This window comes from Herbaspirillum sp. 1173 (genome assembly GCF_031455335.1).
Lineage (GTDB): Bacteria > Pseudomonadota > Gammaproteobacteria > Burkholderiales > Burkholderiaceae_D > Herbaspirillum > Herbaspirillum huttiense.
The window spans coordinates 48,241-69,535 of the sequence record NZ_JAVDSP010000004.1 but is presented as its reverse complement, the minus strand read 5'-3'; the positions used below and the strand labels follow the sequence as shown (position 1 = coordinate 69,535).

13 protein-coding genes are annotated in these 21,295 nt (G+C 54.8%); 4 read left to right on the top strand and 9 right to left on the bottom strand.

Annotation, left to right across the window (positions count from 1 at the left end; genetic code table 11):
- Nucleotides 1–11: 11 nt before the first annotated feature.
- Nucleotides 12–1,301, bottom strand: a complete 1,290-nt coding sequence (locus J2X56_RS15015; RefSeq protein WP_310160695.1) for a replication initiation factor domain-containing protein — start codon at nt 1,299–1,301, stop codon at nt 12–14.
- Nucleotides 1,298–1,525, bottom strand: a complete 228-nt coding sequence (locus tag J2X56_RS15010) for a hypothetical protein (RefSeq protein ID WP_310160694.1) — start codon at nt 1,523–1,525, stop codon at nt 1,298–1,300. The genes J2X56_RS15015 and J2X56_RS15010 overlap by 4 nt, the downstream gene beginning before the upstream one ends.
- Before the next feature lie 154 nt (nt 1,526–1,679).
- Here J2X56_RS15010 and J2X56_RS15005 point away from each other — a divergent pair, with 154 nt between their 5' ends.
- Together J2X56_RS15005 and J2X56_RS15000 are read left to right on the top strand one after the other, a co-directional pair.
- On the top strand, nt 1,680–2,339 hold the full coding sequence (locus J2X56_RS15005; protein WP_310160693.1) for a hypothetical protein: 660 nt from the start codon (nt 1,680–1,682) through the stop codon (nt 2,337–2,339).
- Nucleotides 2,336–3,343 carry a tyrosine-type recombinase/integrase gene (locus tag J2X56_RS15000; RefSeq protein WP_310160692.1) on the top strand — a complete coding sequence of 336 codons (1,008 nt, stop codon included), beginning with the start codon at nt 2,336–2,338 and terminating at the stop codon, nt 3,341–3,343. Before J2X56_RS15005 ends, J2X56_RS15000 begins: the two co-directional genes overlap by 4 nt.
- Before the next feature lie 389 nt (nt 3,344–3,732).
- Here the strand turns inward: J2X56_RS15000 and J2X56_RS14995 are convergent, their stop codons facing one another.
- Entirely contained in the window at nt 3,733–6,210 is a 2,478-nt protein-coding gene (locus J2X56_RS14995) for a DEAD/DEAH box helicase (protein WP_310160691.1), read from the bottom strand.
- 168 nt (nt 6,211–6,378) lie between these two features.
- Between J2X56_RS14995 and J2X56_RS14990 the strand changes: the two genes are divergently transcribed.
- Both J2X56_RS14990 and J2X56_RS14985 read left to right on the top strand, forming a co-directional pair.
- Nucleotides 6,379–8,208 (top strand): restriction endonuclease, encoded by a 1,830-nt coding sequence (locus J2X56_RS14990; protein ID WP_310160690.1) that lies wholly within the window; start codon nt 6,379–6,381, stop codon nt 8,206–8,208.
- Nucleotides 8,205–9,779, top strand: coding sequence for a hypothetical protein (locus J2X56_RS14985; protein ID WP_310160689.1), 1,575 nt, complete (start codon nt 8,205–8,207; stop codon nt 9,777–9,779). The genes J2X56_RS14990 and J2X56_RS14985 overlap by 4 nt, the downstream gene beginning before the upstream one ends.
- A gap of 473 nt (nt 9,780–10,252) precedes the next feature.
- Here the strand turns inward: J2X56_RS14985 and J2X56_RS14980 are convergent, their stop codons facing one another.
- The 6 genes from J2X56_RS14980 to J2X56_RS14955 form a co-directional block, all read right to left on the bottom strand.
- Nucleotides 10,253–18,811, bottom strand: coding sequence for a GH36-type glycosyl hydrolase domain-containing protein (locus tag J2X56_RS14980; RefSeq protein WP_310160688.1), 8,559 nt, complete (start codon nt 18,809–18,811; stop codon nt 10,253–10,255).
- Between the two features lie 350 nt (nt 18,812–19,161).
- A complete protein-coding gene (locus J2X56_RS14975; protein WP_310160687.1) occupies nt 19,162–19,470 on the bottom strand; it encodes a hypothetical protein in 309 nt (102 codons plus the stop codon).
- A 75-nt stretch (nt 19,471–19,545) separates the two neighbouring features.
- Complete coding sequence (locus J2X56_RS14970; protein WP_310160686.1) at nt 19,546–19,782, bottom strand: hypothetical protein; 237 nt, start codon at nt 19,780–19,782, stop codon at nt 19,546–19,548.
- A gap of 192 nt (nt 19,783–19,974) precedes the next feature.
- Nucleotides 19,975–20,172, bottom strand: a complete 198-nt coding sequence (locus J2X56_RS14965; RefSeq protein ID WP_145604152.1) for a hypothetical protein — start codon at nt 20,170–20,172, stop codon at nt 19,975–19,977.
- Nucleotides 20,173–20,677: 505 nt separating this feature from the next.
- Entirely contained in the window at nt 20,678–20,923 is a 246-nt protein-coding gene (locus J2X56_RS14960; RefSeq protein ID WP_145604153.1) for a hypothetical protein, read from the bottom strand.
- 122 nt (nt 20,924–21,045) lie between these two features.
- A complete protein-coding gene (locus J2X56_RS14955) occupies nt 21,046–21,276 on the bottom strand; it encodes a hypothetical protein (protein WP_310160685.1) in 231 nt (76 codons plus the stop codon).
- Between the last annotated feature and the right edge of the window lie 19 nt (nt 21,277–21,295).

The following is a 21,295-nucleotide window of genomic DNA, read 5'->3' as shown; positions in this document are numbered from 1 at the left end:
TAGAGTTCCTTTTAGAATTCATGGCTACAGCAATAGCCGGAGTCATCTGCGTAGCCGGTATCAGATGTGGCTGTTTCGTCGTCAAACCGATAGACGTTTTGGGTATGTCGAAAATGGAAAGGAACGAAGATCGATGGCGCGATTTTCGCTAACCGAGGGGGCCATGCATCTTCATCATCGGCCTGCAACTGCTCAAGCAATTGCTCATCTGAATCAGCAAGGCCTCGCAACACGCGCAGATATTTCCCGAATTGCTGCTTAATGATTTTCTTCGAGGCTTCAACCGTGATCTCCGCTCGCTGCCTCTTTGTCTCAAGTTTCAGCGCAGTGCTGTCTCGCAAATTCTGCAACCATGGGTATTGGCAGAAATACGTCTCCGGTCGAAGGAGAACTTCAAGAGGAATGACCGTATCTTTGTTTTTCATCTCCAACTCGACGCGTACCCAAGTAGAGTTTGGATCACCCAGTTGCCGCCCTTTGTCATAGCGACGAAGATAGAGATCTGATGTTCGTGCACCCACAGCGTCTGTGATGCCAGCTTGGACTCCACGATTGGTATGAACACATCCGAATACTTGGTAGTTCGGCCATGAGTCTTGCGACTCAATATGTCGCCGCTGGCGAACGAATTCGCCTCGGTGATATGCCGCCTCAAATTCAGCATGACTTGGACCGTCCTGGTAATAATCAGCAGCCAAATCAATGCGACTGATTCGAACGTCGCACCCATATTCGTTGAGGCGAGAAAGGAAGTTGTAGATTTTTATTGTGGCGTTAGCATCCGCGTTAAGCCAACCGTCACCGGAGAGCGAAACCAGAAATCGATTGTTTCTGTGTCCGATGCAGAACACACCCCAGTTGTCACCGATGACGTAGCTCTCTTTATGAAAATGCATCCCGAAGCCATTCTTCTTGCTGATGCCAAAACCTTCCCCACAAAACTCTTCCATCAGTGCTGAAATCGCACCGGCAATGTCATCATCGGTAAATGCTTTGTAGCCATTCATCTTAAGAAAGCCATCGACATTGGCGGTGAAGGTCAACCAGTCGATAAACACGTTACTGTCCGATGAACTCCGCTTAAGTACTTGCTTCACAGCCCCATCAGCGAGGACCAACTGAACGTAGTCATCTGCATGTACCCCTCTATTAGCTCGGAGGGGTTCGATACGCTGCACTGGCGATTTTTTTTGCGGTGCGCGTTGCCGCTGCTGTCCGTCCTCGCGCTTCGCGCTGCGGGCGGGCAGAGCAGCACCGCGAACGGTGTGATGAGCATCAATCGCTCGCTTGATCCGGCTCATGAGAATTCCCGTTCAAGGCACTGTTTCCGCAGCAATTCGATCGAAATCAGACTGTATTTACCTACCGTCAGGGTCGGCACAAGTCCTTTGTTGCACCAGCCGATGACTATTCCCACCGCATCCTTTGTCCCAAATACCATCTCAGCAAATTGCTCACGGCTTACCAGAGGGCTGTACCCACCGACTGGAATATTGATTTGACCAACCCGACTATTCGCACTCATGAATCAGAACCTTTTTGATAAACACTTATGAACGTTGCCTAGTTATCGCCCGCAATTCATAATGCTGCCAAAGACAAATTTACCCCAACAGGGGATTATTTCCCCTGTTGGTATATAGTATCCCTATGGAAAAATACATGTCAAGGAGAAATCGATGAGCGAAGAACTATCTGCGCGAGTAAGAAACGTCATCTTCGAAAAGACGGCGGTAGTGAAAAGGTTCAAGAATCTGGAGGACATGACCAAAATTTCTAGCGAAAGCTGGAAGTCGGTTATGTACAAAAAGCAAAGGCCCACTGCGGAAATGATTGAAGCTGTATGTCGACGGTGGCCTCAATATGCTTTTTGGGTGGCAACCGGTATCACAGACCCGGACTATGGCCACGTAGCTCCTCGAACTGCACAAGCCAGCTACAACGTTGTGCGCGGCATCGAACAAGAACATTCGACGCAAGAATTCCTATACCTAATCAATGAGGTTGAGGCCGAACCAGAAACAGAGGAAGGAATGCAAACAGTTTTGACGGAGCTGGTCGAAGCCGTGCACACGCAGAGAGAGAATGACCTTATCAAAAACAAATACTTTAATTTCGATAAGGCCATGCGAGGGTATGGAGAAGCGGGACGTCCAGAGCTTTATATGGCGGAAATCAATCCCGTACTGTGCGAGCTACGAGCAAATCGCCGATCCCAAATCGAAGACTTCCGGCGCAATGTAATCGAATGGCGAGAAAATATTTATAAAAATATTAAAGCCGAAAAATTCTTCCTGAAGTTCTGGAATGTATTAAAGGGAAAAGTTACGAAGGCATGACTATCAAGAAAACTCAGACGGGATGGCAAGTCAATATCCAGCCAGGAGGCAGAAGCGGAAAAAGGGTTAAGAAGACGTTCGCGAGCAAAGCAGAAGCATTGTCCTGGGAGCGATATATTCGAGCAAAAGTACAGTTGGAACCGGAATGGGCGCCGGTAAAAAAGGATCAGAGACGTCTCACTGACTTAGTCGATCTTTGGCATAGGCATCATGGCTCAGGCTTACGAGACGGAGAAAGTCGAAAGCGAATTTTGATAGCTATGTGTGCGGCAATGGGCGATCCATATGCTGAGAGATTTGCAGCAGATGAATTCGCTGAATACAGACTCAAACGAATTGAAAAGGGAATAACGCAAAACACAATGAACCGCGAGCAAGCGTATTTGCGTGCTGTCTTTAACGAAAACATTCGTCTTGGACACTGGAAAAAAGAGAATCCGCTCACGAAGCTACGCTCATTTAAGATTCAGGAGCGCGAGCTATCCTATCTAACGCACTCCCAAATCAAAACCTTGCTGGCCTCCCTAGAAAAAGTGGGATGCCGCGACGTTGTGCACATCACCAAAATTTGTCTGGCCACGGGCGCTCGCTGGGGCGAAGCTGAAGAACTAAGAATTTCCCAAATTCGTAACGGCTTAATTCAGTTTGTCCAAACAAAATCTAGCAAAGCTCGGGCGGTACCAATCACCGAGGATTTGGAAACCGAGCTCATCCAACATCATGAAAAGGTAAGTCCTACAGAACGGCTTTTCCAGTCTTCCTATGAGGCATTCCGAGAGGGTATTCGACTTGCAAAACTGCTCCTACCCCGTGGGCAGCTTACGCACATTCTTAGGCACACGTTTGCCAGCCATTTCATGATGAATGGTGGCAACATTTTGACTCTCCAGCGGATTTTGGGGCACCACAGCCTTGCTATGACGATCCGGTACGCCCACTTGTCACCCGACCACCTACAGGAGGCCAAGCGCCTCAATCCACTCGCCCAATTGAATGAGCGTTGAACCTCCGTTGAACCTTGCAAATAAAAAAGGGATTCCGATCTCACGGAATCCCTTTCTGGTACTGGTGGCCCCCCCGTGAGTCGAACACGGCACCAACGGATTATGAGTCAAAGGCGTATGTTGACGGCACGCCGCAAAGCGCCATCCGACGCGGGCCACTGGTTACGCATACAGTGCGCCAATTCGCGGTTTTGCGCTCGTTTGGTCAAAATATTCCCCAGCAAGAAAGCGGGGGATTACCTCTAGAAATGCCGGGCGGGATTTGTTATTAAGAAACAATGCATAAAGCTAGGATAGCCCCTCCTTCCCCAATGATTACAAATTAGCCCGGAATACAGTATGTCTTGGAGGGTGAATCTAATCACTGTACCTTTGGTGTACCCATTTCTTTACAGCCAGGTTACCTTTAGCGCGTGCGCCAAAATCTGTCTGCCGCCAAGGTTCAGTTCTTTCATCCGTTGACCAATGGCGGCGGGGTCTGTGAAAAGTGGGCCGTCGAACGAAAGGCCCACAACCAGTTGGCGAAGACGGTCGCATATGCCAAAAACCAATTCTTCCGTCAGAACCACAGGCGCAAAGGCGACATCTTCCTTGCGATCCGCTTGAGTCACGTTTGTAACGAAGATCGGAAAAATCGCATTAGCTGGAATATCGACAAATTGATGACACCATTGAAGACTAAGCGTTAGCTGGCCGGCGTCGCTCTTGTGGATCGTCGCGTGTTTCTCGCTCTTTGCTTCCAGGCAGAAAGCGATATCATCGAAAATCCACAGATCATCCGGGCCCCGTCCGGTGCTTTTTTCTGGCCTGCTCGAAGTTGCTCCAAGAGCAATTCCAAGTTCACACAATCCTTGCTCGACGACTTCGGCCGGCAGTGCGAAGCTCAGTTTTGCGCGAATCTCATCCAGCCGAGCGATTGCTGCATTGGCCGAAATGAACTGTCCGTAAAATTGACAAGCAGCAACTGCTTGATCCGTTACTCGCACAAAGCGCTTGTCGGCGACGATGTCGGGTCGGGGGAAGTCACTATTCGCATCGAACACGCCGGCATAAACTTGAACTGCCGCCGCTGGATCAAATTGATGCAGGTAGGTCGCTATGCGGTAAGTCAATTCCGCGCGTTGTATCGGATGAAGTGCTAAAGCATTCGCGGCTTGCCTCAAGGGAGGAATGGCAGCTTGGAAATTTCTCGCTTTGGCAAACTTCCAGCTCTCTCTGTAGGCCACAGCAACTTGTTCATGTTGAGTAAGCTCAGGTTTTCTAACGACCTTCGGTGCGCCGCTGACCCGGGCGCGATGAGCTTCCTTCCACCCCTCATTTCGAGTGAGCAGACCTGTCACCATCCCCAGCACCACGTCATTGATACTCTTGCCTGGGCCCATCTTCGCAAGTTCTTTTCCGAGTTCGACCTGCACATCCGTGCGCCCCTCAAAAAGTGCCCTCACGGACTTCTTGCCAATGAACGCGGCGATGTCGGGGCCGACGAGCAGAACGGCAGCATAATCGGCACTTGAGCGCACTGCTCGACCAAGCGCTTGTTCGAACTTGTTGACCGTACGGATGTCGTACTCGGGCGAATCTTTTTGCCGCGAAGAATCTACTTGGTCGCACAGCCGGTCGCCGGTTGGCACGCCGTCAATTACAAGAACGCGACACGCGTCGTCAGGGAGGTCCACCCCGTCAAAGCGTTGTGCGAAGACTGCAAAATTCCTTGTGGTGGTTCTAAGATGATCAATGGCCGCATCTACATCCTTGCCAGAATATAGGGTCGCTCCACCTTCTTCCCAAACTCTCGCCTGAGCGGTTGAGCTTGTTAGCACTACAACGTTCGCAATTTTAGAGAGCGTTGCGCAAACCGCAGCGATCTGTTGCTTCGTGACTTCGGGCGATATCAGGGACGTAGGCAGAATCATGCGTTCACCCGCGCCTTCGTCTTCGGGCGGCTCAATTACCCGAGTAAATGCGGCTGGATCGCACGCGAGGTCTGTAATCAAGGATGCACCGTCCTTGATGCTTGCAGACATAAAAAGGCGATGCTTGGCATTGCTGTATGCCAGGTTTTCTTCTATGGCGGCTACCGGCAAGGCAATCTCAACCGAAGTGCCGGAGATGCACACGCGAGCGAGTTCAGCGTAGCGATTGATGTTGTCCCATCTAAAAAGCAGTTCACCTTCATCCTTATAGTTCTGCAAAATATCGCAGACCTGTGCCTGAACTCCCGCCCAAATCCAATACGGAACTTCAAACCGCGAGTCGTTGGCATTACTGCTGATGCCGCGCCACGTCGCGGGATCAGTTCGTTCGCATAGCGGGTGCAGAATACCTTTTATTTGTTCATAGCACTCTTCTGGAACACGGGCGGTGTAGCACTGCTTTGTCCTTTCCATGCCGGCATGTACGTCATCAAGCACGAAACAGGATGGTCGAATTATTTTGTTCTCGAATGTGCTTTTCGCATTGAACAAGCGGTCATATGTGCAGACAAGTACGTTGTCCCCGGAAAGAGCCTCATACGGCAGCCCCTTGACGGGAAATTTGGTTACGGGGACTCCAATTGCAACCGCAGTTTGTAGGACCTGATCAACAAGTTGAGTGGTGGGGCACAGATAGACTACAGGCTCGGCTTTGTAGCGCCTGCGCATCATTTCAGCATATACAAGCCCGACGACAGTTTTTCCAGAACCGGTGCTGAGCTTAATTACTAAGTCTCGTTCATTGATGTACTTGTCCAATGAGCCGAGGGCAGAAACCTGCACAGGCCGAAGACTCGTATGCGTTGCCTTTCTGTCGAGCTGGCTAAATAGTGCCCCGAGCGTAGCGGGCATCTCTGCGGGAGGGGCCTTGACCAGGCTCTTGAAGTCAAACATAACGGTTGCCCTCAAACTAGTTAATAATTACTTAATTCTGCCACACTAGTTACGGTAAATTACCGGAGGTTTGGCAACCTTTCGCCTGTTAGTTACCCTGATGCAACAAAGGGGTGAATTTGGTCAAATCGACTGTGGTTCATCGTCAAAAACGAATACGTCCAACCAATGTCTGCCGATCCGATCATTTATTGCCTTGAACACATTTCTGACTACCGAGATTTTGAACGGCTGTGTTCCGCCATCTTGGCGGGTGCTGGATATAGCGGAATCGATCCTCTCGGCGGAACTGGAGACGAAGGGCGGGACGCGATTATTCGTAGAGATGAAAGTGGCCGCAAGATCGGCTTTGCGTACACTGTTCGCGCAGATTGGCGTACCAAGCTCGCCAGTGACTGCAAACGCGTTCAGGAAAAGGGGCATGGCCCCGATGTATTCGTATTTGTATGTACGCAGGCGCTTTCCGCCTCAGAAAAGGACATCGCCCATAGGCTTGTTTCCATGGACTACGGCTGGACGTTAGACTTGTTTGATCTTGAAAGGCTGAGAGTTCAGTTAGTTGGACCTCAGCGCCATTTGATAGCGCAACATCCAAGCATATTTACACCTCCGTTCTTTCCACAACGAGGAGGTCAATCAATTGCTGAGAGTCGAGATACTTTGATCATCGATCACGTTGCGGCGGATAGGGCTGTCGCAACCTGGCTTTCCCAAAGGCTATCATTAGCTGGCTTCCGGGCCTGGTGTTTTGGAGCCGCGCCGCTTGCTGGCGAAAATGTTGACGACTCAGTCCGCAAATTAATTGAGGTTCGTGCTGTTCAGTATCTGCCACTCTTTTCACCGGCAAGCGTGTCCGACGTTACGTTCTTGGAGCGGTGCACAATTGCTGCTGTTAAAGATGGGCTTGTCCTTCCTTGTCGCATAGCGGTTGCCCAGGAAGACCGTCTTCCGTCAAAGGTAGCCAATTTGGCACCAGCAGATTTCACAACTTCGTGGAAGACCGGTCTTGCTGATGTGTTGGCGCGGCTTGAGACGCTTGGGATTAAGCCGTTGATGGGAGTTGAACAGGGCCGCGCAATTGCCTTAGGGGCGCATTTATCAACCCACGTGACCGTCTCGAAACCGGAACCTGTCTTTGCAAATATCTTCCCTCTGCAGTTGCCGAAGACCATGCTTGTCTATGACTTGCGAAAAGTGCTTTCCGAACATGAAGAGCTAGAGCTTCGAAAGACATGGGCGTTCGTCAAACTCAGCGCCATTCGGCTGGTTGCGTTCACGCCACCACCCCCTCGAAGCATTTCTGAAGTTCGGGTAGAGAACACTCCAGAATTCTTATGGCCCAACATTCCGCATAGGGACGGGAAGCGAACTTTTGATATTGCCAAAGAACTTGCGTGGCGAAGTCTTGAGGTAGCTTGCGCGATGAAAGGGTTGGAATTTTGTGACGATAGGAGATTGTTCTATTTTCCCAGGCAAGAAGCCCGCGAATGGACCCAAACTATTCAACATGTTGACGGCCGCGCTACGACGGTGCAGTTGACTGGTGAAAGGACAAAGGGCTGGGGAGAGCGCGCTTCACGTTTCTCATATCAATTAGCACCTCGATTTACTCCTCAACGCGATCACGACGGTACTTGGAACGTAATCGTTAGAGTCTACGTACGAGTGGCCGGGCCCGGGGGGGAAATTTTTGAAGGCAAGGAAATCGGTCGACGCAGAAAGGCGGTGACCAAGAACTGGTGGAACAAGGAGTGGTTAGCGCGATTGCTTGGCGTAGTTCAGGCATTACAAACTTCTACCGGACGGGTGGAAGTGGGGCTGGATTCACGGGCCGTTGTAATGCTCACCCGCCCTTTGATGTGGGAATGCCCAGTGGGCCTGGATGTGGTCGGAATGTCAGGCATGAATGACATTGGCGAAGAAATGGCTGAATTTCGTAACGTAGAGGATGACGAGAGCGATGATTCGGTCAACGAGTTTGACAGAGGAAAATCATGAGTGAGAAATTCCATTTTCTGGGCGAACCGTTGCTTCAGTTTGGGCATGGTCAAACTGCCGAAGACCCGCATGATGGCTTGGCACTCTTTGGACCTGCGGAGCCACGGACTCAACTGCCCGACAACATTGTCATAGGTACAGCCAAAGGTATGGAGCTTTGGAAGGAGTGGTGTTCCGCACTGAATGCGCCGGCTGCATGTGTTGATTCTGGCCGTCATCGGGCATGGCCGCCTTTCCCTGGATACGATGTCGCTTTCGGTGCTCGCTGGCCAAATCCGATTCGGAGCTTCGCAATCGATGCCAGCAAGCTTTCAGATGCTTCACGGAAGACAGATAAGTTCGAGCGCTCCTTTGCAGTGGCAAACCTCTACATGGAGCCGTTGGATCGTCTGTCTAAAATGGACATGCGACCGGCGCTTGCAATTTGCATCGTTCCGGACGAGGTGTACGAAAACTGCCGCCCAAATTCAGCTGTAGTTTTTTCGGAGCGAAGTGACACAGCAAGAACAAAAGAAGTAGCGAATTTTCTCCGTAAGGCCATTGACGATAGAAGCAGCGGGCAAATTCGAATGTTTGATGATGATCCGTCCGCTGCTGCCGTGCTTAGCCAGATTGATGAGTTTGAAGAAGCTCGCGGGCTGTCTCCGGACTTTAGACGGCAATTAAAGGCAAGGATGATGACCCATGAGCTGCCGCTTCAATTGATTAAGGAGTCTACGCTGAGTGTCACACCTCAGGTTCGGAATGGGGAGAAGGGGACGAACCCACTTTCTGATCGGCTTTGGAATTTTGGTACCGCCGTCTACTACAAGTATGGTTCCAAGCCCTGGAAAACACCTTGGGCGAGAGACGGTGTGTGTTATGTAGGGTTAGCATACAAGCTTACAGAGGATGGCCGCAATGCGTGCTGTGCCGCGCAGATGTTTCTCGACAGCGGTGACGGAATGGTCTTTGTTGGCGAATTTGGGCCATGGTATTCCGCTGACCGTGGAGAATTTCACCTTCCTCCCGATAAGGCTGAGGCACTACTGCGCGGGACTATCGAGACGTATAAGCAAGAGGACGGCCGACCACTAAGGGAAATTTTCTTGCACGCACGATCCGGAATTGATTCTGAGGAATATGACGGATTTTCTCGAGCTTGCCCGGCTGGGGTCAATTTAGTGGCGATACGTGTTCGTCAAGATCGAGCCGGCCTTCGTCTTTTCAGATATGACGAGAATCCCACTGTTACCAAACGAGGTCAGCATCCTGTGCAGCGTGGAGTTTTTTGGGAGCGCTCCGAGCGTCACGGTCTGCTGTTCACCAACGGATTTAAACCAAGGATCGGCACCTATGATGGTTTTGAGGTTCCTGTCCCTCTCGCTATTACAATTCAACATGGAAGTGCCGACCTAGTTCAGGTAGCGCGAGATATCTTGGGGCTTACCAAGTTGAACTATAACTCTTGTCAACTTGGGGAAGGACAGCCAATCACTGTTAAGTACTCAGATCGAGTTGGCGAAATTCTCCTCGCCAATCCCGGTCTGCCTAGAGACAAGTGGAAGCACAACTTTAAGTACTACACGTAATTATCGCTGCGACGTGTAGTGCCCTGCTCCCCTTAGCGTAGCCGCTTAACGCTTGCGAAGGGTTGGCTCATTCATTGGCTTCAGGGCCAACCGCAAATTTACCCTGGCTGCATCAAAATGCATCAAATTTGATGTCTGTCAGCCAGGCCGCCCGGCTAGGCTGGACGGTCTTCGGCGCCTGATACAAATCTGAGTCAAAACCGACCAATGTAGCGGGCAGGCGCGGGGTGGGGGCAACCGCGCGCGCCGAGCCCCATATGTCTTTGAATATTATATTTTTGATAATAATTTGGATGCCCTCCTCCCATTCAAATCCTGTCTCAAAGATCAGTGGAGCATTGACGAGTTTCTCGCAACCGGAAGACTGATGCGATGCTATTCAGAGCCGAAAAATATGGGACGACCGACGGGGTCGAAGAATAAGCCGAAGCCGTGTCTGCTTCAGCGTCAAGTCCAGCGGGATAAGCGTACTTTCACAATATAGCCACCAGCCGATGCTCACCTGGTGTGATTGGCACTCGCAATGCACCACCATCGCAGGCTAGAGTCATTCCGTCCAGTTTAGCCGCAGAGATACCGGCGCACCGTCTCCCCGGTGACTCGACCTGGATGGTGTAACGCGCCGCGCCCAGGACGATCTCTGCCTCGAAGCCAGGCCATTCTGCCGGAATGCATGGATCGAGGACTAAAACCTCGCCTTCGCGACGAATGCCTAGAATTCCCTCCATGCCAGCGCGATACATCCAGCCGGCGGCACCTGTGTACCACGTCCAGCCACCTCGTCCTTCGTGCGGTGGTACCGAATACACGTCGGCTGCGATCACATACGGTTCTACGCGGTAGCGCGCCGTTTGAACTGGCGTGCGAGCATGGTTGATCGGGTTGACCAGAGCGAACAGAGCATGAGCATGCTCGCCCGCCTGCGGGTCGGTGCGTAACTGCGTGAGCGCTAGGATGGCCCACATAGCCGCGTGGCTGTACTGACCGCCGTTCTCGCGCAGGCCTGGCGGGTAGCCTAAGATGTAGCCGGGGTTTCTCTGCGTGCGATCAAATGGCGGGGTGAAGAGCAGTGCCAGCCCCGCTGCGGGTAACAGCAGGTGCAAGCGCAGTGAATCCATCGCCACCTGTGCGCGAAGAGGATCTGCGACGCCAGACAGTATGGCCCAGGATTGGGCGATCGAATCGATGCGGCATTCGTCGCAGTCGCTTGCGCCCAGCCAGGTGCCATCGTCAAATGTGGCGCGCCGATACCAGGCACCGTCCCAGGCCTCGCGCTCCAGGGCGGCAGTCACAGACTGGGCATGAGTCCGCCAGCGCGCCGCCCGGGCGGGGTCGCGTGCCGCTATTAGCGGTGCGAATAGAATCAGCGTGCGTACCTGCAGCCAGCCGAGCCAAACACTCTGGCCCCGGCCTTCCTGGCCCACACGATTCATGCCGTCGTTCCAATCGCCGGTCCCCATCAGCGGCAGGCCCAATTCGCCGGTAAGCTCGATGCTCTGGTCCAACGCTCGCACACAGTGTTCGAACAGCGTCGCTGAGGTACTCGAAGGCATCGGCTGAAAGAATGCTTCATGTTCGCCCCCCTGCAGCGCCGGGCCTTCCAGGAAAGCGATAGATTCGTCAAGTACCGCTGTATCGCCCGAGACACTCACATAGTTGGCCGCGGCAAAGGCCAGCCAGATCCGGTCGTCCGAGATTCGGGTGCGCACGCCTTGCCCCGAATGCGGCAGCCACCAGTGCTGCACGTCGCCCTCGATGAACTGACGGCCTGCGGCGCGCAGCAAGTGTTGACGCGTTTCTTGAGGTCGCGCGAATATGAGCGCCATGCCGTCCTGCAACTGGTCGCGAAAGCCGTAGGCACCACTGGCCTGGTAGAACGCCGAGCGGGCCCAGATCCGGCAGGCCAGCGTTTGGTAGAGCAACCAGCCGTTGAGCAGGATGTCCATCGCTCTGTCGGGCGTGCGTACTTGCACGGCACCGAGCACGTCGTTCCAATGGTCGCGGACACGCTGCAGTTCGGCGTCTAGGTCGGCCTGACGCCAGCGGGCTGCCAGCGCCAGGCATTCCTGCGGGCTGCCGCCTTGCCCTAGCAAGGCGATCACGTCTACCGACTCGCCGGGCCGGAGCACCAGGCTGCACTGCAGCACGGCACATGGGTCCAGGCCCGCCCCCACCGCTCCAGACAGAGACGCCTCGCACTGTAATGCCGCCGGTGCCGCTAGGCTGCCTCGGCGGCCGAGGAATTCCGTGCGATCGGCGGTCCAAGCAGTCTGTCGGCCCGCGAGGTCAGCGAAAGCGATTCTGCCCGGAAAGGCGGTGCTCCAAGGGTTGCGTGCCAGCAGCACGCCGCTAGCAGCATCGATCTCAGTCAGAATGAAGGGGGCGCAAGCTGCACGCGAGGTGCCCAGCACCCATTCTGTATAGGCTGTGACAGATAGGCGTCGAGTCTGAGGGCTGATATTGTGTAGGGTCAGGCGAGAGACCTTTATTGGGTCGTCCAGCGGCACGAACTGCAGCAGTTCCAGCGCGATACCGTGCGCCTCGTGCGTGAAGCGGCTGTAGCCATGACCGTGGCGCGCGACGTAGGTACCGCCGTCGCGAATCGGTTGCGCGGTGGGACTCCAGATCTCGCCGCTCGCTTCGTCACGCACGAAGAACGCCTCGCCCGTCGGATCGGTCACCGGATCGTTGGACCATGGAGTGAGTTGATTCTCACGACTGTTACCAGCCCAAGTGCTGCTACTACCATCAGCCGACACATGGAAGCCGAATCCCGGGTTAGCGATGACGTTGATCCAGGGTGCGGGGGTAGTCTGTTCGTCAGCGAGTACGGTCACGTATTCGCGACCGCCCTGATCGAAGCCGCCAAGTCCGTTGAAAAACTCCAGCCGCGCCGTATCAGCGCGCTTCGCCTGCCTCGACAAGGCGGACGATGGAGACACTGCAGCTGGTTTGAGCGCAGGACTCGCAGTGAATATCATCTCGGGGAGGCAGGCGATTTGTCGAGCGATAGCGCCACGACTCGCTAGTAGTAACACGCGGGCTGCTGACTGTAGTTGGGCACGGGCCGACACATCCATAAGGTCTGCACGTAGCGTATGGACCACCCCTTTGGCCATCGCCACGCCGTCCAGTTGAGGGGGTGACTGGCTGCGGCGGACGGCCGTCTCAATGGCGGTCTGCAGATTCTGTACATAGGAGGAGGCACGCTCATTGATGATCACCAGGTCGACGCTGAGCCCCTTCATGCGCCAGTACTCGTGTGCGCGCAGAAGTTGGCGTACTTGGACGATATCCTCAATGTCATCGATGCGTAGTAATACGATGGGCAGGTCGCCGGAGACAGAGTGCCGCCACAGGCCTGACTGTAGACCGGCACCGCGAGCGATATCCTCGGCCGACGCGCGAAAGCGTGCATCTGCATAGAGGATCGGTGCCGCCAGCCGCTGAAAGTCCGCGGCTTCATCGGCTTCTACACCGATGTGTCGTAACTGTACCTGTGCCTGAGTCCACGCGAGCGTGCGTGCGCGCTCAAAGGCGCTACGGTCATGGTGCTGGTCCACCAGTTCAAGCAGCACTTCGCGAGTAGGTGCCACTAGCGTCCAGAAGGCCAGGCGTGCCATCCGTCCGGGAGCGATACGCACGCGGTGCCGCACCGAAAAGACCGGATCGAGCACCGTACCTGCCGTGTCTGACAGCGCGGTACCGTCGGCCATACACTGTGCTTTGGCAGACGTACGTCCTCGACCGAGAAAGCGAGCCCTGTCAGATTCAAACTGTACCGGTGCCGTGGCGACGCCTTCGACAACGGCGAAATGCGCGGCCCAGACCATCGGTTCGTGCGGCGTGCGCGGACGGCGCGTGGCGATCAGTGCACCGAACTCGGGTAGATATTCAGTCTGTACAAACATCTTAGAGAAGGCCTGATGGGCATCATCGGCTGCGGGCGACGCGAGCACTACTTCGGAGTAGGAGGTGAGCTCGACTTCGCGAGTCTTACGGCTTGTGTTGGCGACCGTGACGCGGCGTACCTCGCCGTCCGCTTCTGCGGACACTAGAACTTCCATCGTGGTTGTCAGGTTGCCGTCGTGTCGCGTGAAGGTTGCATGGTCCTCAGCGAACACCACCTCGTAGCTATCGGGCTCCACGCCCAGAGGTTGGGCCGTAGCGGACCAGACCTGACCGGTTTCCGTGTCGCGGAGATAGACGTAGGTACCCCAGTCGTCAAGGGTCGCGTCCTCGTGCCAGCGGGTCACCGCCAGGTCGCGCCAACGGCTATAGCCGGAGCCAGCCGCGGTCAGCATGACGGCGTAACGCCCATTGGACAGCAGGTGCGTGGCGGGCGCTGCTGTAGCAGACGGATCTATGCGCCGCACTGCGTGTAAGTCGCCATGTGGATTGGCTACGTTGGCTCGTACCTCTTCCGCGCGCGGACGCGCCACGGCGACAAGGCGCGGCATACGTTCATGCAGCAGCAGCTCGCAGGCCTGGATCATCGGCTCACGATGGAAACGTTCGCGCATCCGCGCGTCCTGCAGAGTATTAGCGATTGCGACAAGTGTCATACCCTGATGGTGCGCCATGAAGTTGCGCACAATAGCCACCTTCGACCCGGCGGGCACCCGCGCACGCGTGAAATCCAGCGCCTCGTAGAAGCCATAGCGCCCGAGCGCGCCCAGCGCTTTCAGACGCTCGAAGTTACGCTGTGCGAGCGGCGCGTCGATCATGGCGGCGAGGCTGGTGGCGTAAGGCGCGATTACCAGATCATGAGCCAGCCCACGCTTGAGACCCAGGCCCGGTACGCCGAAGTTGGAGTACTGGTAGGTGAACTCCAGGTCGCGAGCGTTGTACGCCGATTCGGAAATACCCCATGGCACCCCCATTTGCCGGCCGTAGGCCATCTGACGCTCCACGACCAGGCGATTGGTCTGCTCCAGCAGACTGCCGGCCGGCGCGCGCATAACCAGCGAGGGCATCAGATACTCAAACATCGACCCAGACCAAGATACAAGGGCCGATCCACGGCCTACAGGGATGGCCGTTCGATCCAGACGAAACCAATGACGGGTGGGCACGTCGCCCTTGGCGATCGCAAACAGACTGGCAAGCCGCGCCTCAGACGCTAACAAGTCGTAGCAGTTGTCGTCGAGCACGTTATCTGCTGCGGCATAACCGATGGACAGCAGTTTCCGCTCGGGATCCATTAGGAAGGCGAAGTCCATTCCAAGTGCAAGGGTGCGCGCTTTTTGCGCCAACGCCCGCCAGCGAGCGTCGATGTCATGCGCCGCTGCGGCGAATGACTTAGTGTCACGTGCCTGCTGCTCGATCCGTCCGCGCAGCGCATTGGTCCAGAACAGTAGGTCGTCACCGTCCGCTTGTGCTGCCGAGACCAACGCTTGCGCTTCTTCTGAGGCCTTGTCGGCCAAGCGCTGAAGTACCGGAACTGACATGCTTGCAGTGCCATGGAACCCCGCATCAATCTCGTCGAGGATGTTCAGTAGCCGTTGCCCCTGCGGCCCTTGAGCCGAAGGCTTGGCCGACGCCGACTCCCGGGCCAGCGCGAGTGCATCGCCAGCGCCCTCGGCCCAATCCCCTGGCTGAGGTGCACCCATCCATTCTTCGCAGGCATTAGCTAGCGCGATCAAGTGACCAGCAAGGTTGCCGCTATCTACCGAGGACACGTAGGCCGGAGCCAGCACATGGGTCGTGCGCGTGTCGTACCAGTTGTAAAAATGGCCTCGGAACCGTTCCAATGTCTGCAAGCTGACGAAAGCCGCTTCCAGGCGCTCGCAAGTCTGTAGGGCACCAGCCCAGCCAAAATCGCGGGCAGCAACCGTCGACAGCAAATACAGGCCTATGTTGGTAGGTGAGGTGCGGTGCGCGGTCACTGGCTTCGGGTCTTCCTGGAAGTTGTCCGGTGGCAGCATATGTTCGGCCGACGTTACGAAGGTTTCGAAAAAGCGCCAAGTGCGTCGCGCGGTGCGCCGTAGGGCCAGGGCATCGGTGAGTTGAGTCACACTGGATCGTAAGAGCCGCGGGCGGCGGCTGGCACGCCAGGCCAAGAATGGTGCAGCGAGCCAGAGTGCGGGCAGCAGCAATGCGGTGACGCATGCCATGGGCGAGAACACGCCGACGATCACCGCCAATCCCAGGGCCAGCAGAACACCTCCGGCCATCTGGCCATAGAAGCCAGTTATGCCGGGCCGCGGGCGAGCAGCGGACTGGGCAGCTGTTGTCCATTCCAGCAAATGCCGATGAGTCGCATAGAGCCTGGTCAGAGTGCGCGTGATGGCGTCCAACATGCGCCAAGTCTGGTCCGGAAGGAGGGCTAGAGTCCAGGTTGCCTGCAGTGCAGCTAACCGAAGATCGCTGGCCAGTCGCCGTAGGCGACTACCTAGTCCAATTCCTGAGCGCGGTGGCACAAGACCGGAGATGTTGGGAAGGAAGAACGGCAGTGCCAGCGCCAGCATCAGCAGCCCCATGGCTTGTAGTGATTGAGGCCAGGGCAGCCACCCGCACAGCACGATAGTCAGCAGGCTCGTGGGGGCCAACAGGGAACGACGCAAATTGTCGATCATTTTCCAGCGGCCCACCGGCGGTACGGTCGCGCCGGCGTAACGTCGTCCGAGTACCCAGGGGAGGAGTTGCCAGTCGCCGCGCGTCCAGCGGTGTTGACGCCGCGCAGCCACGTCATAGCGGGCCGGAAATTCTTCGACCACCTCGACGTCCGAGGCAAGCCCGGCACGCGCGAACACACCCTCGAACAGGTCGTGGCTGAGCATCGTGTTCTCAGGAATGCGGCCCGCAAGCGCGGTCTCGAAGGCATCGACGTCGTAGATGCCTTTACCAGTATAGGATCCCTCACCGAAAAGGTCCTGGTAGACGTCAGACACGGCAGACGCGTAAGGGTCCATACCACCTGAACCGGCCGAGAGGCGCTGATAGAGCGAGCCCTCGCGGCCCAACGGCAGTGCTGGTGTCACGCGTGGCTGCAAGATAGCGTAACCGCCTACTACACGCTGTTCGGAAACGCTCCAGCGCACGTGGTTCAAGGGGTGGGCCATCTTGCCGATCAGACGCAGGGCGGCGTCACGCGGCAGCCGAGTGTCTGCGTCCAGCGTTATAACGTAGCGCACACCTGCCAGGATGGAAGGCTGCTGCGCATTGTAAGTATCGTCACCACCCAGTGTTATGAAGCTGGTGTCGGTTGCGCCGCGCAATAACCGGTTGAGTTCATGAAGTTTGCCTCGCTTACGCTCCCATCCCATCCAGCGGTTCTCGGTGGCGTTGAACCGGCGTTGTCGATGCAAAAGGTAAAAGCGTTTACCACCTGGGGCCGGGCCATGCCGCTGGTTCAGCGTGGCGATGGCCTCCTGCGCGATACGGATCAGGTAGGAATCCCCGTCGAGCACTTCCGAATCTGCATCGAGGCCATCCGATAGTAGCGCAAAGGACAGGTCACCACCTGCGCCAGACAGATGGTGAACTTCGAGGCTCTCGATGTGCCTGCGCAGTTCCTCTTCGCTGGATAGCAGCGTAGGTACGACGACTAGTGTGCGCAGATGCGGGGGAACCCCATCGGCCAGCGCCAAGGCTGGGAGAGCCGCGGCACCAGAGCAGGAGGTAATTGCTCGCTGGATCAGGGATGTGGCCAACTCGGTGACAGGGAGAAATGAGGCCAGCGCGAGCGCTACCAATAGCGCTGTGGGAGTTGCAGCCAAGCCACCAATACCAAAGACAGCAGAGAACCCTAGGCACAGCAGAATGACCGCCAGCGCAAGGATGGCGGTCAAGTACCCTCTAAGCCCGAGGCGGACGTTGAAACGGTCGATGCGAAGCGCCAGCGATGGTCGGAATCCGATGGTCTGCTCCAGTTCGGAGCGTCCTTCAGCGATTAGGTAATGACCAGGATCTATTCTAGTGGCGTTCTGATCGAGACGCTCGGGCGACTGTGGCGCAGCCGCTAGCGCCAAAGCACGCTCAACGATAGCGAGTTCGGACAATGACGAACCTCGTGCCAGTTGCTCGATCGCCGTACGGTAGCGGTTGCGCGTGGGGAAATCCATCTCCGCGAAAGCGCTGTTGGCGCGCAAGGAGACATCTACTAGGCTGGTGCTCTCGAACAGATCTGCCCAGTCGATGTCGGACATCAGACGCATGCTGGTGATGACGTTTCGCACAGAGACGTTGGACGCACCCTGACGCTGCTGTGCATGCAGGATCGCCTGGTCGGCATCCGTACCCTGCTCGCGCAGCCGCTCGTCGAGCCATTGCAGGGCGGGTGTAATGCGGGGATCCTGGTCGCGCAGGCGCTTGGCGAGCTGTGCCGCGAATAGTTCGGACACCGGACCTATCGGCCGCGTCGCGATGTCCTGGTTCAGCGCGGAATAGGCAGCGCCCGGCGCCAGCAGCCGGTCGGCAAGCCTTTGCGCATCGGCGCGTGCAGCACGCCCGACAGTGATCTGGTCGGCCAGGCGACGCAGGTTCTCCACGAGTACGATGCGTAGGGTGATCGCCACAGCCCATAGTTCGCTGATATCCAGCGGTTGAACCTCCTGGTAGGCTGCAATGAAGCGACGTAGGACAACAGGGTCGAAGTGGCTGTCGGTATGGGCGACGAATGCCCATGCAATTCCGAAGACGCGTGGATAGCCCGCCAACGGCCCATATGCCAGCTTGGGCAACTGCCGATAATAGCCAGGCGGCAGGTCGGTGCGAATTTCTCGGATCTGCGCTTCGACAACGTGGTAATTATCCAGTAACCATTCAGCGGCCGGGACGACGCGGTGTCCTGCAGCCACTTCCGCAGCGCCCGCGCGGTAGGCTACTAGCAGATCAGCGGCGTTGTCGCGTAACCGACTGTGTAACGACGGCACCCGGGGCGGATGAAGGCTGATCGTCTGAGCCGCGGCGAGACTACGCGCGTGCTGCTCTAAGCGCTCGATGCCGAATAGTTCCTCACGTACAGGTGCGGTATCGGCCCACGGATCTGGGGCGGAGCGTTGGAACGCAAATTGAATAAATCGGCGCATGTTTGCCTTTCAGGGCACCGCGGGCAGGCAGGCCCCGCGATAAACCCGCCGAAAAAAGTTAGGCTCTAAAGCCCTAAGGAGGAACGGCCAGGTGATGTGGCCCTGCGCTTTTCAGGATTTTTCGGATTCCTTACCGATGCCATTACAGTCCCGGCCGAGACCGCTGAGCCGGAACTGCCGGCACTGGTTTCTTCTTAGGTTTCTTTGGTTCTCGGTTACCGCGCTTTTGCTCTTTTTCTGCCATGGAATGCTCCTACTCTTCGATGTTGGCCCGTTATAAAGGGCGAGGTACTCAACCGCTCGACAAAAATGGTCGGCATGTACATTAGGAATGGACCTTGATCAGCGATTCATGACACGCCGAGACGATCATCCAGCGGCGTTACCGCAAATAATTGTCCTTTCCACGGATCAATCGAATCATCGAAAATTGAAATCGACATTTCCTTTGATCCGGTAGCTTCACGAATAAATTGAGCTATCGCTTTTCGACAGACGATCATCTGACCTTCTATAGTTGTCGGTGCATTTCTAATTTGAAACTCGGTTCTGGTACGAATACTTCCTAAACCACTCGTCACTTCAATAACCTCAAGCCTCCCAATTCGCAGCCATACAAAACCGGCCTCATGGTCCTCGTCTTCGAAATAAAATCGCATGACAATCCCCTTAGTTAAAAAAAGGCCGCAACTGCGGCCTCTTTACTAAATTGAACTGATTTCCCATATACCCCATTACCGCGAGCGATCAGATTTCCCATCCTCTCTCATGTAGTTCTTTCGATAAATTTCACCACCTTCATAGCGGCGCGGACCTGCATCACTTTGCTGATCAGCCTGTTCTTGCTTTTTCTTCTCGCCCTCTCGTGAAGAGTATCGGCCATCGCTGGATCTCGAAGTCTTCTCCTTGTGGGAGATAAATCCTTGCTGCTCCAAGCGATGGGAGCCTTGGGTTTTATTGAAGTTTGACACGATCGTTCCTTCGCATCGCGGTCAGGTTAGGGAGTCAATGGAACAGGCCGCGATGTCCGTTGTCGCGATATTCAGATCGCGAAAATCATTCAACCAAAGAAAATGCTAAATATCCACATTAGCGAACGAAAAATTCCGTTAAAGCTAAACAAAATCGCTGTTGATCCACGCCTGACCGATAACCGAGAAGGTCTAGTTTCTCTTAATCGGCAGTCCTTCAGACTCAGCTGCTAAGATTGCTTGTTCATCTTTAAGAGCATCGGATCCAAAGATTTTCTCAGCAGCCAATTTCCCAGCAGTTCTCGTCAACAATTCTGCCTCAATGCCTTTTTCTGATGCGGCAACAGTCTTTGTGACGGAAAACTCACGCCACCGGTTTACTTTGCTCATAATTTCTCCAACTCGTGGGCATATTGCACTGGGCTGCAGCGATACCATCAAAGGTTTGCAGAGGTGCGTACCGCTGCTACGAATACGAAACCGACTTCAGATTAAAATGTGCGATTGGCGCTTCACGCATATTGACGCTCTGCTCAAGCAACACTACTTCAGCGCGGCAAATCCCTACGAGATTCTTCTTTGAAAAAATCTGATGATCGCGTCATTCAAGCGATATTCATTTCATTTCCACACATCTGAGGGACGCGAATATCTAAGCTCGCAGGAAAATTTTACGGATCTGTTGTCCGAAGTTTGAAAAGTGGACTTGGGAATCTTTAGTTAGGATTGCATTGCTGGCAGTTTTGCTGGCGACTTGGAAAGGTATTTTTATTTGAATTCGACTAAGTACTTCGCAGCCTTCTATTCAGCATCGATCAAATCCTCTCTATGCCAAACCTATAACTAGTCCAAGGATTCTTTACAGCGAGACCTTGCAATATCAGTTTTCGGAGACCTACTTTTTCACCAATTCAAGGTGGTCTTTAGTACGATTTTTATATGGTTCTCTAGCGTCTTCTTGCTGCTGAGATTGATTCCGCTTACCTTCGGTATCGTTTGCCGTTTGACGTCCTCGCCACTCCTCGCTCCCTACTTGCTCTTGGTTCGGTCTATGCCCTTGATGTTGCTGCGGATGTCCTCTCGTTGGGACATGTTCTTGGTTTTCATTTTTTTGATCTACCGGTGATTTGGTATCTGACATATATATTCGTCCTTTGCGTAGTTTATATGTGTGGGCTTTTCAGATCTTTTGACATCCTCATCTTAGATAGTTGTTCCTTCCGGATGCACCAAAAGTAGCCGCCCACATTTGGCTACCAAGTTCTACTTCTCATCTGCTTTTTTGACCTTCGCAGATGTGACTCGTCGATAGCTGTTCGGACTCATCGGCCATCCCAACTTCTTTTCACGAAAGCTCTGCGTCTTTACATTAATTGTTGTGGAATTTTTGATCTCGTTATTTTCAAAGCAACATTCACCGTGTTCTCGTCGATGCTTATCTATCGCTTTTTCAATTTCGTCACTATTAAAGCGGATGTTGGGATGAATTCGCATTTCTGCCTCCAGGCAGGAA